Raw genomic sequence first — 14214 nt, 5'->3', positions numbered from 1 at the left:
AATTTGCCGTGTCGCATTACTTTTGTGGATATATATCGGTATAAGTGGCTGTGTATCGACTTAATAACATGAAACAATGCTGTCCGTCGATCAATTTTCTGTTACTGCTGTTATTGTCAGCAGCGTCACTGTATACCTACGCTGTTGACCCTGATACTGAAAAGCGCCTCAATGATGTAGCTGAACGTGGTGTGCACATCATGCCTTTTGATCTTGAAAAAACAGTGCATGTGTTTTCAAAAACACAACATGGCGGTGTTCAGCAGGTGATCGCCAATGATGAATCCGATACCGGACAAATCAGACAGATACGCGAACATTTACTGGAAATCTCTGTAGCGTTCGGGCAGGGTGATTTTTCTTATCCCGAGTATATTCATGGTGCAGGCATGCCAGGACTCGCCGCACTGAAAACAGCCAAGCCGGGTCAGATCAGAATTGAATATACTGAACTGCCCGATGGTGCGCAAATCAATTATTTTTCACCTTTACCGCGACTGATTGAGGCAATACATCAATGGTTTGATGCACAACTAAGTGATCATGCACGTCATGCCATCCCGGGGCACAATCATGAACATGGGCATGACCATGATATGCACCATGATTGATCAGTCATTTATTTACAGCATGCACACTGCCTGCAATCAGCAGTGTACACTCCCGAGTAATATTTTTTCTGCATGCTGTTATCCCCTTAAAGATTCATTGTTTATTATTTTTTAGTGTGACTGGTTCGATAAAAACAAAAATAGAACCGGTATTCCATGTCCGTCCCGATATTCAAAGATTCGAAGTAGTGCTGCAGGGCGAAATGAAAGCCATCGTAAATAAACAGTGTTTATTTTTCGTAACGCGGTCTTGAATTTTCCGAATTTTCCGAATTTTCCGAATTTTCCGAATTTTCCTTTACCGAATTGTTACAGCGCGTGATGTCATAACGCTCATTGTAGCGCGGACAACCGGTTACAAGGACCAGATGATATTTCAAACAAGAAAAGTTGAAGATGAACAACAGGGTGCTATACCTGCAAAATTGTCACGTCAAAGTGCACATTATGTATCCAGTGGTGCAATCCGAACGTCATTAGCAGCAATCATTGACAATAAAACAGCATCATCGGTACACTCGCCCGCGGCTTGTATTCCGTCAGACACCATAACTATCATCAAAAAATAGTTGAATCAAACCTACTATCACAATGTATATAAAAAGGAATATGTATGAAGTTGAATAAATTACTCAAATACGCTGTTCTGACTTTTGCAACACCCATATTAATGGGATTTGCTTTAACAAACGTATTCGCCGCAGGCCCTGCGAAATATAACGAAGCAGGAGAACTTTTACTGCCGCAGAACTACCGCGAATGGATCATGGTAGGTACTCAGGTGACCCCCAATGAATTGAATGAGGGTAACGCACCTTTCGCGGAGATCAGGACTGTGTATCTTGACCCCGACAGTTACGCGCACTGGAAAAAAACTGGCGAATTTCGAGACGGTGCCATGACTGTCAAAGAACTGATTAGTGTTGGCGCACGCAAAGGTCCTGGCAGCGGCAATGGTTATTTCATGGGAGACTACATCGGTCTGGAAGCATCCGTTAAAGATTCCAAACGGTTCCCTGACGAACCCGGTAACTGGGCTTTTTATATTTTCTACATTCCGGACATGGAAATGATAACCGCGGCCAAAAACCTGCCTACTGAGGAATGCGCTGCGTGCCATAAAAAAAACGCCAAAGATGATCTTGTTTTCACCCAGTTTTATCCGGTGCTGCGGGCATCCAAGGCTACAGGCATATCAGGCGTGCAGGCATCCGGAAAATAATCGAACCGGCCGCAGGTGCTCAATCACCTGCATTGCAGTAAATTAGTGTTTGACGGTAACAAAACAGGATGGCTGGCGCACATTGTCATATGCGCAGCCGTCCTTCCTGCTGGCCGCTTCAGGAAACAGCAGTTACAGCATGACTGGCAGCTTCGTGTCTCGATTGTCTTTCCATTTCAAGTTATAGTCTCAATTGATGACAAAAATTTTTGCTGTAGTCACTTATTTTTATTCGATTAATATACGATCAATACAAAAGAGATTAAAAACGGATGCCGGCTTTCACTCAATCAACGGCTAAAGTTGCCTGCTGGAATCTTGCAGGCTATCACGGCCTGAACGAAGACAGGCTTGACAGGCAGGCTGAGGGACTCGGGTTGCTGGATGCCGAATTGGTTGTATTAGTGGAAATCAATCCCGAAAACGCTTTACAGGGCTTGCAGGAACGATTGCGCAAAAAGGGTATTGATTACCATACGGCGATTATTCCGCAGACCAGCAAATTAAAAATCGGGCTTCTTTATAAAAATGGGGTAACTGTTGACAATCTTCGCTTGCTCGAAGGGTCCGATCTGGGCAATCCAGACAAGCGCAAAGCGTTCATGGCAGATATCAGAATCGGAAAATTTGATTTTCAGCTAATTGCAGTACATCTGAAGTCAGGTCGTGGCAGAGCGGAACAGCAGTTCAGAGATGACCAGTGCAAAATCATTGGCACCTATATCACACAGCAACGTGCCGCCAGCAGGGAAGATATTCTGCTGCTTGGTGACTTCAATATGATACCCGGCCAGGACGTTTCTAATTTCCACCATCTGGGAGGAGATGACCTTATGGATTTCATATCCTCGTGGGATTTGCAGGACAGAGATTCACACATCCTTCCCAAAGGAAGGGCGAATTTGCTCGATGGATTTGCCATCAGCCGAAATTACAGCACTGAATATATCCGTGGCAGCCTCCGTATATTTCCTATGCACTGGGCAATGGATATTGGCCGGGAAGCCTTCAGAGAAGATGTGTCAGACCATCTGCCTTTCGTAGCAAATTTCAGAATTGATCGTTCAAGGGATTGAATTTTTCGTAAAAATGTTAAAAAAACCACATTAACAACGTCATATTCTGCAAAAATATATAATGTTCATAGCACTAAAGCGTCTCCCTGTGCTACTATGTTAAAGTCTTGTCGCAGCTGATTAGCTGGTTTTCGAAGCAATTGGTAGCGCGAACGCAGATTTTGGAACTTTTTTCTACCGTTTTTGGTGTTCTGGTAGCCGCATCCGACTTCTACTGGTCGCTTAGAACGCCATACCGGGCTTCCGGCCTGATTACGTTTTTGCATTTAACATTAACCCCTTCCGTTAATCATAAACATTTTCGGGCCGGAACTTTAAACCCGTCATATCCAAGGGTATAGCACTGGCACAGAATCAGGCTAGCTGACTGAATAATACACTTGCATGCCCCCAAACCAGCAATTTCAGTAAACAGGCACACGTCAAACGCTTAACCTCGGGCAAGCGGGACAGGCATTTAGCAAATTCCTGGTAATAACCAGTCCATAAAGGCCCGCACACATTTCCAGCGCATTTGTTTATCTTTTATCTTATTGGCAGCATTAATTTGGACTGAGCGGCCAAAAAATTCAAGAGAAACGTAATTGGTACCGTATAGTACATATACCTTCAGAAACCTTCTGTAAATACTGTCCAGTGGCATTTTTCAGGATTACATATATCAGCACGGCAATAAACAAACGAGGCTGTTAAACGCCGAATTAAATATTAACAATGTCAATCAAATTCAATTAAGTATGAGAAAAGTGCTAGATCGGTATTTAAAATTGATGTCTGCAAAAGGAGCATCAGATCTTTATTTCACAACGGGCGCTCTGCCCAGTATGAAAATTCAAGGCATGCTGACTCCCGTCAGTCAACAGATACTGCTTCCGGGCATGGTGAAAAAACTCGCCTACAGCATTCTCAATCAAAATAAAATTGAGGAATTTGAAAGAGAACTCGAACTGGATATTGGTTTGGGAATGCCCGACGTCGGTCGCTACCGAATCAATATTTATATGCAGCGTGGTGAGGTGTCCATGGTCATCCGTTACATCAAATCCGAAATACCCGACATAGCAGCACTGGGCCTGCCTTCTGTATTGAAAAAAATTATTCTCAACAAATCGGGATTGGTCCTGGTTGTCGGGTCAACCGGATCAGGAAAATCAACCGCCTTGGCTGCAATGATCGACCATAGGAATGCCGTCCATGCTGGTCATATCCTGACCATTGAAGATCCTATCGAGTATGTGTTTAATCACAAAAAATCCATTGTAGGGCAGCGCGAAATCGGTCTCGATACGCACTCTTACAAAAACGCACTTCGTGAAGCCATGCGCGAGTCGCCTGATCTGATTATGATCGGCGAAATACGTGACGCGGATACCATGGAAGCAAGCATTACCTATGCGGATACGGGGCATTTGTGTGTCAGCACACTGCATGCTGTTAACGCGAACCAGGCGCTGGACAGAATTATTAACCTGTTTCCGGCCAAACAACAAAACCAGATATTGATGGATCTGTCACTCAATCTGCGTGCAATTGTATCGCTACGCTTGGTTAACAGAAAAGAAGGCGGACGTATCGCTGCAGTCGAACTTATGCTGAATACGCCCTACATTGCCGAAATCATCAGGCAGGGGGATTTTCATAAAATCAAAGAAAGCATTGAGAATGGCGCTCAGCTTGGAATGCAGTCATTCGACCAGACGCTGTATGAGTTGTATAAACAGGACAAAATAGAGCTGGAGGAAGCATTCAACAACGCAGATTCGCGGTCAAACCTTGAATGGAAAGTCAATTTTGGAGACGGGGCCGACGCTGGCTCCAAAAATAAAAATCAGGAAATGATCGATTCTCCTGGTTTGCCGAATAGCAGGAATTTGGTCCAAACCCCGAAAAATATTTTACCAGCAAGTAAATTGGCTGATCTGCCTGTTCTAGATGAGTTCACGTTAGAAGATGAAGCGCAATAACATTCATTACGGTCACCAAAATCTCTAGCATCCGGCCTGTGGCCGCTTCCAAATATTACACGACACTATCGCACATCTTACCGGTATGCCACTTGGAATCGATTTTCTGATCACTACCCAGTAACTCGGCAATCTACATACCGGCTTTCACCTCTGTTATCCGTCCATATGCAAAATAGTCTGGACACAAAATACCACCCGCATGGCAAAAACTGCTCACGTATAATGAAATATAAGTAATTCTTATTATTAGAAAATTATTTACATTTTTTATAATATATGGTTTTTGATTATCCAGTATAATAAGGTGTTGAAATTTGCTGTTTATTGAACCTTTTCGCGGGAGGTTTAAGCATGACACGTTGTCTAGGAGCTATTATCAAGGAAGGCAAAAAACATATCTGCCAGCATACACTCTATCATTGTATAAACTGTGGAAGCGTCGGATGTGATCAGCATAGCTTCAGCCAGTGCTCAAATCAGGGTTTTCTATATTGTAAATGTTTGGTTTGCGGTACGAACGGTCAAAGCAAAATATTTTATTCCGATGACTGAACTTTGTTATTGGGATATATCCGTTACAAAAAAACAATATCCTAAACAACATAGAAATGCCCTGATTTTAAATATGTGCATAGGGAATTGAAAAATGCTCCGTGGGCACTTTTTCTGAGTCCAGCATTCTTCCAAAACATTTCAGTAATTTAGGATCATATAAGTGTGATTCCTTCTGAAGAATGCCAAAGGCCTCACTATGACTGAATCCCTGGTGATAGGGTCTGTCACCTGTTAATGCATCAAATGAATCAAGAATTCTTGTCATACGTGCCAGAAATGGTATTTTGTCCCCAATCAAGCCATCTGGATAACCGCTGCCGTCATAATTTTCATGGTGATATAAAACTATCTCATTTATTCTTGCATCAAGCCTTAAAGGTTCCAGAAACTTAAAACCAAATTCAACATGCTTCTGAACCAGCGTATATTCTGAGGCAGTTAATTTTTTAGGTTTATTTAGAATATGGTCGCTTATTGAAAGCTTGCCAACATCGTGAATACCTGCACCGATTATTAAAATCCCTGTTTCCTTTATAGACAAATCAGCAAATTGGGAAAATAGGATAGCCTGTTTTTGGATACGGTATAAATGAGATCCTATTTCAGAATTTCTACCCGCAATAATTTTCATCAGGAATTGATAAACACCGTCCTGATTATTTAATATGTCATTAACTTCAGATGTAGAATTTTCCATTATTGTTCTTAGCCAAATTGAATTGAATAACAAATTAATTTCTTTCGAAGATTTCTAGACAATATCAACATTAATTACTTTGCAACCACTGAATTGAAGGATGTTTCTGGCGCTGTTTCACATTTCGATTTTCGATTTTGGTCTGATAAAGAGAGTAGGGGTCAGTCAGCATCGAAAACTGCCCTGTTTTCAGCGTCGAAAACTGTCCACCTGTCAGCATTGCGCCAATTAACAGCTCAATAAAGGTGCCAACTAATCCTGAGGGAAGCGCTTTCGTTAAAAATGTTATCTAATACCGTAGTTCGCTGGGGATACCATTATATCCTTTTGCGTTCATCGTGGCTTCCAGAGTCAAAATCGTAAAATTTCTTTCTGGAGACCACTTACCAGTTCATCTGGAAAGATTGCAACCCGTTCTCCCTTTCCAAAACAAATATCAAAAATCGCTGTTCGCCTTACACGAGGCGACCACAAAAGCAAGAGAATACTGAACATGGTTCAGTTTATTGCATTCCACTAACAACCTGCCAGTCCCATCGGTTCCCAGACCAATAGCGCAAAAAGAAAAAACATTGATCCCATGTTTTAAACAAAATGCGGCAATTTGTCACATTCTTATTTTTTGTAATGTATGGATAATGGTTTGATCATAACCAGAATAGAGTGAAACTTTTTGCTGAACAGCTTTCTAGTTGAGTAACCCTGATCAATTAAAATAATTAATTCACCATGCCAGAAATACCTTCTCCTCATTCTTCAACCACACGCTACGCACTCTCTTTACTGATCACACCCAATTCGCTGGTTCTTTTTGCGATACTGCTGTCTCTTGCCATTCCACACGTTGCATTCAATTTCCATTTCGATAGCGACTGGAATGAAGGCTTCCAGCATCCATTGACCGGCTGGGATCATGTACTCGTGATGGTTGCCGTAGGCATCTGGTCGGCCCAGATACGCGGACAGGCGTTGTGGGTGCTGCCGGTTGTTTTTGTCAGCGTGATGAGCCTTGGTGGCCTGATCGGCGCGGCAAGCTTGATCATTCCTGGTGCGGAAGCAGTGATCTTCCTGTCCTGCATTACTATCAGTGCACTGATAGTACGTGGAATATGGTTCAGTACGCCCCTCAATATCATCATTATTTCGCTGTTTGCTTTTTTTCATGGTTACGTGCATGGACAGGAAATATCCGCAGCCAGCAGCCTTGCTTCCTACACCACCGGTTTTATGCTGGCCACGTTATTCCTGCATGGCGCTGGCATTCTGATTTTCAAGCTTACCGTTCTGGCGATTACGTGCTTTGTCGGCTCAAGTCTTCATGCTCATAACGATTCTGCGTCTATTGATGCCAACACCTTTAAATCCGATTCACGCAACGACCGGTTGGCGCATGTGGTTCTGGATGAAATGCTCGTCACCGGACGCGCGGACAAGTTGATCGGCATAGCTGACAGCGCTTCACAAGGCAAGGTAGGACAGGATCAAATCCGCTACCGGCCGATTATCCGGCCCGGTGAGATACTCGAAACAGTACCTGGCTTGATCGCCACCCAGCATAGCGGGGAAGGTAAGGCGAACCAGTTCTTTTTGCGCGGCTTCAACCTGGATCATGGTACCGATTTTCTGACCCAGATTGAAGGTGTGCCTGTCAATCAGCTTTCACATGCACACGGCCAGGGATGGACGGACGTTAATTTTCTGATTCCAGAACTTGTCGAATCGATTGACTTCAGAAAGGGCAATTACTTTGCCGACACAGGCGATTTTTCCAGCGCCGGGTCAACCAATATCCGCTACTTCAACCGCTTACCCGAGAACCTGTTCCGATTTACCGGCGGCAGCTTTGATTACTATCGCGGGCTGGTAGCCGGGTCGCATCAGCTTTTGAAAGGCGACGTTTTATATGCCGGAGAAGTTGTGCACAATGACGGTCCCTGGGATATTGGTAATAATTATCTGAAATTCAACGGCCTGCTTCGCTACAGCCGTGAATATGGCCATCACAGCTGGCGCATCACCGCCATGGCGACACATGCTGACTGGCGGGCGACCGACCAAATTCCAAGGCGTGCGCTAAAGCAAGGCCTGGTCGGCCGGTTCGGCGCGCTGGATCCGACCGACGGTGGAAACAGCCATCGCTACAGTCTGACCGCCGACTGGCGTGTACACGGAGAAAACAGCATAACGTCCGTCATGGCGTACGGGGTATATTCCAAGCTGGATCTTTTTTCAAATTTTTCCTTTTTTCTGGATAATAACGAGATGACCAATCCGGCGGGATGCGCCGGATTACGCGGACTGCCGCCCGGAAACCGGGTTTCTCCAGCACTGTTTAGAACCTGTGGCGATCAATTCGGACAACCGGACGATCGCTGGACGACCGGCTTGGTGGCCAGCCACACCCTGTTTCACAAAATTGGCACATTCGATGCTGAGACAACACTGGGTGTTCAACTGCGCAACGATAACATTCAAAACGCCCTTACAAAAACCCATGCGCAGAAAACGTATGGCATTACCCGCCAGGATAAAGTCTGGGTGACCAGCATCAGTCCTTATCTTGAAAACAAAGTACACTGGCGCAAATGGCTGCGTACAAGTATGGGAGTGCGTTTTGACGGTTTCCGCTTCGACAACAGCCACAGCAACATCCAGCAAAACAACGGTACGCGTTATGATGGTCTGGTCAGTCCGAAATTGAGTGTTGTCTTCGGTCCCTGGGCGGATACCGAGCTTTATTTAAATGGCGGGCTGGGTTTCCATAGCAACGACGCCCGCGGAATCAACACCCGCATCGACCCGGCAAGCGGGGACATCGTCAATCGCGCAGATCCGCTGGCGCGCACATACAGCGCTGAAACGGGCATCCGCTCAACCTGGGTTCGCGGACTACAAAGCACGCTGACCGTCTGGTGGATGGATCTTGAGTCCGAACTGGTTTTTGTCGGAGACGCAGGCGCGACCGAAGCAAGCCGTCCCAGCCGCCGATACGGACTCGAATTCACCAACTATTACCAGCCGGTGCACTGGCTGACGCTTGATGCTGATTTCAGTTTTTCTCATTCACGTTTCCGTAACACGATTGCCGGCGAAGGCGATTATGTGCCCAATGCCGTGGAAACGGTGATCGCCACAGGCGCGACATTTCATGATGTTTTCGGCGGTTTCTATGGCGGCCCGCGGTTGCGGTATCTCGGCCCGCGCGCACTGAATGAGGACAATTCCAGCCGGTCGAATGACACCATTTTGCTGTCGGCGATGCTGGGTTATGAAATCAACAGGTCGCTACGCATCCAAGGTGAAGTATTCAACATACTGAATCGCAAGGATGATGCGATCACGTATTACTATACCTCGCGCCTGCCGGGAGAGTCGCAGTCGGGTGTGGATGACTTCCATTTTCACCCTGTCGAGCCGGTGAGCTTCCGGGTTGGCTTTATTCTCAATTATTGAGCGACTGAAAATTTCATTTGATTGAGGATTTCAGGTTCAATGTGAAAGATAAGGAGAAACAGCATGCTATTGAGAAAAGTATTAATCATTTTTCTTCTGAAAACAGGATTTGTGATTCCAGGGCAAGCTGAGGAGGCCGCGCTGCGGCATTTTACCTCCGGCAGTTACCAGCAAATGCTTCAGAACCATACCGACAAGCCTGTTATGCTTTCCATCTGGTCAACGACCTGTTCAACGTGCCTGGAAAAGATGCCGCTGCTCAGCGAACTGCGGAGCAATCAACCAGACGTCAGCATTATTTTACTCTCTGTCGATGATGCGGCGGACGAGGAACAGGTACAGGCTATCCTGTCTGAAAACGGATTGACAGACCTGGAAAACTGGATTTTCGCCGATGAAAATGCCCAGCGCCTGCGTCATGAAATTGACCCGCTGTGGTTTGGAGAATTGCCACGCACTTATTTTCTGAACAATGATCATGAGCGCGAAGGTATCAGCGGCGCCTTATCGTCCGAGGATTATCAATCCATTTTTAAAATTCTCGTCAATTGATGACGACGCCAGTTTTTCAAATCATGACTCACCGTAAAATAAACAACAGGCAACTGCGAATGGCGATCTTGTCAATCCAGATACTTCTGTTCAACCTTGGCGTCATACCCGCCGTGCATTCAGCAGAAACCAGCGACGAATCCAAAGCGCACTATACGAAATCAACACTGGGCCTGTACGATGTCACCACATTCGACATATACAAAGACGGGCAAAACATACATATCATCGCCGGCGGACGGCTGTCGCCAGACGACACTTCTCTTACCATTCGGCATAAGCAGTCAAAGGACGGCGGTTACAGTTGGACGGATCCCATCACGGTCAAAGCGGAAGGACAATTACCAGCTATTAATGCCAAGCGTGGTAATGATATTCAGCTGGCAGCCAAGGAAAATCAATTGGTTGCGCTGATGCAGAAAAAAAGCGAATTACCGGGAATGGGTCCCGTTATTAGCCTGTACTCCACGAACAACGGTGAAACCTGGCAATCCGGCTCCAATCCGGCAAAGGATGATGCAGGCAGCCAGGCACACATTGATATCATAGCTGACAATAAAGGAATTTTTCATGCCATCTGGCTTGAGGACCCGGAAGAAAACGGATACCAGAGTCTGCGCTACGCCCGTTCAAAAGATGGCGGCAGAAGCTGGAGTCAGCTGAATACGATAGAGGACACAACCTGTTCATGCTGCTGGAATACGCTGTTGGATTCTCCACTAAATCATCTAAAGGTACTCTATCGTGACATGGCGCCCAGAGATATGGCATTGGTACATTCCACCGACGCCGGCATAACCTGGCAACAACTGGGAACAATAGGAAATTTCGGCTGGCAGCTAAAAGGCTGCCCGCAAGTTGGCGGCAACGCGGACTATGTTATCAACGGCGATATGCAATGGCTGCACAGCCTTGTCTGGACCGGCACGCCAGGAAAGGCCGGCCTGTATCATTTATTTTCCTCTGATCACGGATTCACCTGGTCTATGCCGGCACGGCTGAGCAAAACTGGAATGAACGGTGATATCGCACACTATGGCGGTCATATCGTTGCGGTATGGAATGAACTGGAAGCTGCGGGAATGAGCGTCGTGTATGCCCGTACAACAGATAACGGCGCAACCTGGTCCAAACCTGCTCAGTTAGCGCAAGCGGAAAACGCAACGACACAACCAAGGCTTGTTTCGACCCTGAACGGCGTCCTGGCTATATGGACCGAAAAACCAGCCGGACAAACCAGTTATCTGGCATGGAAAATGATAGAAATTAAAGCAGCGCATCACACCAGAAGGGAGGCGTCCATGTAGTCACCACACAAACACAAGCACCAATACAAGCTACTGATATTAATCATCAACCCCTGTTGATTGTCAGCATTTCCGGGCTATCATGCGTACAACCAATGGGGCACTCTGGAGAATTAAAATGAAACATTTCCGAGCTATTCTAAATACGCTGATGCTGCTGATGCAGATTGTTTTAATAACCCTTTCTTCTGCGGCATTTGCGCACGCAATACTGGTGGAATCCAAGCCCAAAGTGGATAGCATAGTGAATACCTCTCCCGATCAAGTCAGCATCTGGTTCAATGAAAATGTCGCCAGTGAATTCAAATCACTGGCAGTCATCAACAGCGCAGGAAAACGCGTAGACAATAACGATGTCAAACAGGCTGCGCTGGATCGCTCCCATATCTTCGCCACAACGCCAAAATTGCCACCCGATACATATACCGTTCGCTACCGCGTCATGTCGGCGGATACGCATATCGTGACCGGCAGATTCACATTCACTGTCGCCACGCCTGATAAAGCCGAATTTCAAGCCGAATAAAAAGGGGAAGCACGCCATGAAAACATTATTAACTGCAAAACCGTATCTGCCTCTCGTACTGTTCGTCATTCTGTTTCTTGCGGCCTGCAACCGCATCAGTCCCGTGCAACACCATTACAGCACCAATGTCGGTTGCGTTATCGCCAATGACCTTTATGCCGTCTACTTCAGTGCTTATGTCGCGCCCGAGAACAACTCGAGTGATCCGGCTAAAGTTGATGAATCCCTGTATACATCGTATTGCGGAAGCATCCCTCGTACTGGTTCCGTCTTTTTTACAGCAGATTTGATTGATGAAGATCTGAGAGAAATGCCAATCAGTTTGCGGCTGGTTGAACAGGAGCCGACCGGTGACAGCAACACACCGGACTACAGTGATGGTCATGTTCTGTCGAAAGTAAACCCCAGAATCTATTCGCAGGGAACAATCGAAGCACAGGCATTTATCGACAAAAAAGGCCACTACGCACTCTATCTGATTGTCGGCGAAGAAGCGGTATTCGAAGATGATATTCTGAAAATCCCATTCACTGTCGGCATGGAAACCGCTGCACAACCGATCAGATATTACGTTATAAAAGTGACAACTCTGCTGATGACATTTGCATTCCCGGCTTTCATCCTGTTGCTGATCATGCTGCCGATGTTTCCGAAATTGCGCTTGATGGCTTTGTCGAAAATATTATCCAACGCGCAGAACCGTTAAAATTGACCGATGCTGTCTGGAGTTTTTTTGTTGAAATCTCTTGCAAAATTAGCATGTGACGATTTTGATTCAAATCACTTCAAACTCGCAAATTAGCTCTGAAATGAAATTATCAGTAAATCAATAACTCTCCTGGCCGCCAGAGACGACTCTAACTGCTAATAAAAAGACAATCAGCCTGTTTTTTTGCAATATAAAGTGGTCAGTGTACTGGCATACTGCATGCAGAAGTATAAATTGTTGTTATGTATTTCTTTGTGTAGCAGCCTATATTCAGGAACCAATATGCAAAATAAGTTTGAAAGTCTGGAACTCGGCCAGTTCATTCCACTACATTACCATCACAACATGCTAAATGATCCCCACCGGATGAAGGGCTTTAAACAAGCAATTGATTGGGTGGTAAAACCAGGCGCCAAAGTTTTAGAACTGGGTGGCGGAACAGGTGTGCAGTCTTTTTTTGCCGCGCAAAAAGCGCAAAAGGTTTATTGCGTTGAACGCAATCCGGAGTTGGTGGAAGCTGCACGTAAATTAATTAAAAAAAATACCAATGGTGACAAGATTGATGTGATTCAGGCAGATGCTATGTATTACCTGCCGCCTGAACCCGTTGATGTTGTAATCTGTGAAATGCTGCATACTGGCTTGTTGCGCGAAAAACAAATGCCCGTTATCAATGCTTTTAAAAAACGTTATTTGCAAAAGTTCGGCGGGCCATTGCCCGTCTTTGTACCAGAAGCCAGCATTCAGGCTATTCAGCCAATACAACAAGACTTTAATTTTGAGGGTTTTAATGCGCCTACGATATTGTTTCAAGATCCCTATTCAATTCAAGCAAGAAGTCAAAATCTCAGTGATCCCGAAATATTTCAATTATTGACCTATGCCGAGCCATTTAACCCAAATTGTAGTTGGGATGGGGAAATAATGATTACCCAGAGTGGTCAACTTAATGCCTTACGACTTATCACTAAAAATATACTGGCTCTTAACATGGAAACATGTAGCACTCTGGATTGGTATACACAATATATAATTTTTCCCTTGGCTAAACCACTTACAGTATCCAAGGGTGATAAAGTCGCCATCTGTTTTAATTATCAAGGCGGCGCTCCACTAAATGCGCTCTCAGATTCACTAGAAGTTACAAAAATAAACGATATTAAATGTCAATCGGTTAATGAGTTAGGCATTTTATATGCCGGTTCTGTGGAAAACCTGGCTGATATTGCGCAATCTCAACAAAAACGTAGAAATACCCAGTCCGAGCGCAAAGCGTAGGTATTACCGCTATATATAGCCAAGGAAATAAACGCCTGCTTGGAGCAGGTGTTTATCATGAATGTTTGAGACTATTATGCTGGTCTTTGGCGTTCAGGCAGAATAACCATGTCAATCGGCATTGAAAATTTTCCAGTTATCGGCGTCGAAAAGTTTCCACCTTGTTTAGTTGGTTAATCGGTCTTTATGCATTGTTTTCGATGCTTGAAACGGTAAGAATCATTGCCAGTTTCAAGAATGTCGCAATGATGTGTAATTCTG

The 14214-nt window shown here is 45.2% G+C and carries 11 protein-coding genes; 10 read left to right on the top strand and 1 reads right to left on the bottom strand.

The features are described from left to right. The first annotated feature begins 68 nt into the window (after positions 1–68). The 4 genes from BMX44_RS13900 to BMX44_RS13875 all read left to right on the top strand — a co-directional run bounded on the left by BMX44_RS13900 (position 69) and on the right by BMX44_RS13875 (position 4873). On the top strand, positions 69–611 hold the full coding sequence (locus BMX44_RS13900; RefSeq protein WP_245738945.1) for an aspartate carbamoyltransferase: 543 nt from the start codon (positions 69–71) through the stop codon (positions 609–611). Between the two features lie 613 nt (positions 612–1224). Next, positions 1225–1833 carry a cytochrome P460 family protein gene (locus BMX44_RS13890; protein ID WP_177167770.1) on the top strand — a complete coding sequence of 203 codons (609 nt, stop codon included), beginning with the start codon at positions 1225–1227 and terminating at the stop codon, positions 1831–1833. Positions 1834–2105: 272 nt separating this feature from the next. After that, positions 2106–2909 carry an endonuclease/exonuclease/phosphatase family protein gene (locus BMX44_RS13885; protein ID WP_090634141.1) on the top strand — a complete coding sequence of 268 codons (804 nt, stop codon included), beginning with the start codon at positions 2106–2108 and terminating at the stop codon, positions 2907–2909. Positions 2910–3646: 737 nt separating this feature from the next. Further along, positions 3647–4873, top strand: a complete 1227-nt coding sequence (locus BMX44_RS13875; RefSeq protein ID WP_090634136.1) for a PilT/PilU family type 4a pilus ATPase — start codon at positions 3647–3649, stop codon at positions 4871–4873. A 622-nt stretch (positions 4874–5495) separates the two neighbouring features. Here the strand turns inward: BMX44_RS13875 and BMX44_RS13870 are convergent. Beyond that, positions 5496–6128 carry an HD-GYP domain-containing protein gene (locus BMX44_RS13870; protein WP_090634134.1) on the bottom strand — a complete coding sequence of 211 codons (633 nt, stop codon included), beginning with the start codon at positions 6126–6128 and terminating at the stop codon, positions 5496–5498. Positions 6129–6857: 729 nt separating this feature from the next. Here BMX44_RS13870 and BMX44_RS13865 point away from each other — a divergent pair. The 6 genes from BMX44_RS13865 (at position 6858) to BMX44_RS13840 (ending at position 13953) form a co-directional block, all read left to right on the top strand. Then, complete coding sequence (locus BMX44_RS13865) at positions 6858–9581, top strand: TonB-dependent receptor domain-containing protein (protein WP_090634132.1); 2724 nt, start codon at positions 6858–6860, stop codon at positions 9579–9581. 63 nt (positions 9582–9644) lie between these two features. Continuing rightward, positions 9645–10133: a TlpA family protein disulfide reductase gene (locus tag BMX44_RS13860; protein ID WP_090634130.1), complete on the top strand. Its 489-nt coding sequence runs from the start codon at positions 9645–9647 to the stop codon at positions 10131–10133. A 59-nt stretch (positions 10134–10192) separates the two neighbouring features. Further along, entirely contained in the window at positions 10193–11440 is a 1248-nt protein-coding gene (locus BMX44_RS13855) for a sialidase family protein (RefSeq protein ID WP_177167769.1), read from the top strand. A gap of 118 nt (positions 11441–11558) precedes the next feature. Continuing rightward, complete coding sequence (locus BMX44_RS13850) at positions 11559–11966, top strand: copper resistance CopC family protein (RefSeq protein WP_218143976.1); 408 nt, start codon at positions 11559–11561, stop codon at positions 11964–11966. Positions 11967–11982: 16 nt separating this feature from the next. Beyond that, the gene (locus BMX44_RS13845) at positions 11983–12672 is read left to right on the top strand and encodes a hypothetical protein (RefSeq protein WP_090634126.1); all 690 of its coding nucleotides are present in this window, start codon (positions 11983–11985) and stop codon (positions 12670–12672) included. A 285-nt stretch (positions 12673–12957) separates the two neighbouring features. Further along, a complete protein-coding gene (locus BMX44_RS13840; RefSeq protein WP_090634123.1) occupies positions 12958–13953 on the top strand; it encodes a class I SAM-dependent methyltransferase in 996 nt (331 codons plus the stop codon). Positions 13954–14214 lie beyond the last annotated feature (261 nt).

The organism is Nitrosomonas marina, assembly GCF_900110145.1.
Classification (GTDB): Bacteria; Pseudomonadota; Gammaproteobacteria; order Burkholderiales; family Nitrosomonadaceae; genus Nitrosomonas; species Nitrosomonas marina.
Note: the sequence above shows the minus strand (reverse complement) of the source record. Positions and strands in the feature narration are given on the sequence as shown.

Coding starts and splice junctions, on each gene's coding strand:
- BMX44_RS13870 (WP_090634134.1), bottom strand. CDS start 6,128: ATGGAAAATTCTACATCTGAAGTTAATGACATATTAAATAATCAGGAC.
- BMX44_RS13850 (WP_218143976.1), top strand. CDS start 11,559: ATGAAACATTTCCGAGCTATTCTAAATACGCTGATGCTGCTGATGCAG.
- BMX44_RS13845 (WP_090634126.1), top strand. CDS start 11,983: ATGAAAACATTATTAACTGCAAAACCGTATCTGCCTCTCGTACTGTTC.
- BMX44_RS13855 (WP_177167769.1), top strand. CDS start 10,193: ATGGCGATCTTGTCAATCCAGATACTTCTGTTCAACCTTGGCGTCATA.
- BMX44_RS13840 (WP_090634123.1), top strand. CDS start 12,958: ATGCAAAATAAGTTTGAAAGTCTGGAACTCGGCCAGTTCATTCCACTA.
- BMX44_RS13865 (WP_090634132.1), top strand. CDS start 6,858: ATGCCAGAAATACCTTCTCCTCATTCTTCAACCACACGCTACGCACTC.
- BMX44_RS13900 (WP_245738945.1), top strand. CDS start 69: ATGAAACAATGCTGTCCGTCGATCAATTTTCTGTTACTGCTGTTATTG.
- BMX44_RS13890 (WP_177167770.1), top strand. CDS start 1,225: ATGAAGTTGAATAAATTACTCAAATACGCTGTTCTGACTTTTGCAACA.
- BMX44_RS13875 (WP_090634136.1), top strand. CDS start 3,647: ATGAGAAAAGTGCTAGATCGGTATTTAAAATTGATGTCTGCAAAAGGA.
- BMX44_RS13885 (WP_090634141.1), top strand. CDS start 2,106: ATGCCGGCTTTCACTCAATCAACGGCTAAAGTTGCCTGCTGGAATCTT.
- BMX44_RS13860 (WP_090634130.1), top strand. CDS start 9,645: ATGCTATTGAGAAAAGTATTAATCATTTTTCTTCTGAAAACAGGATTT.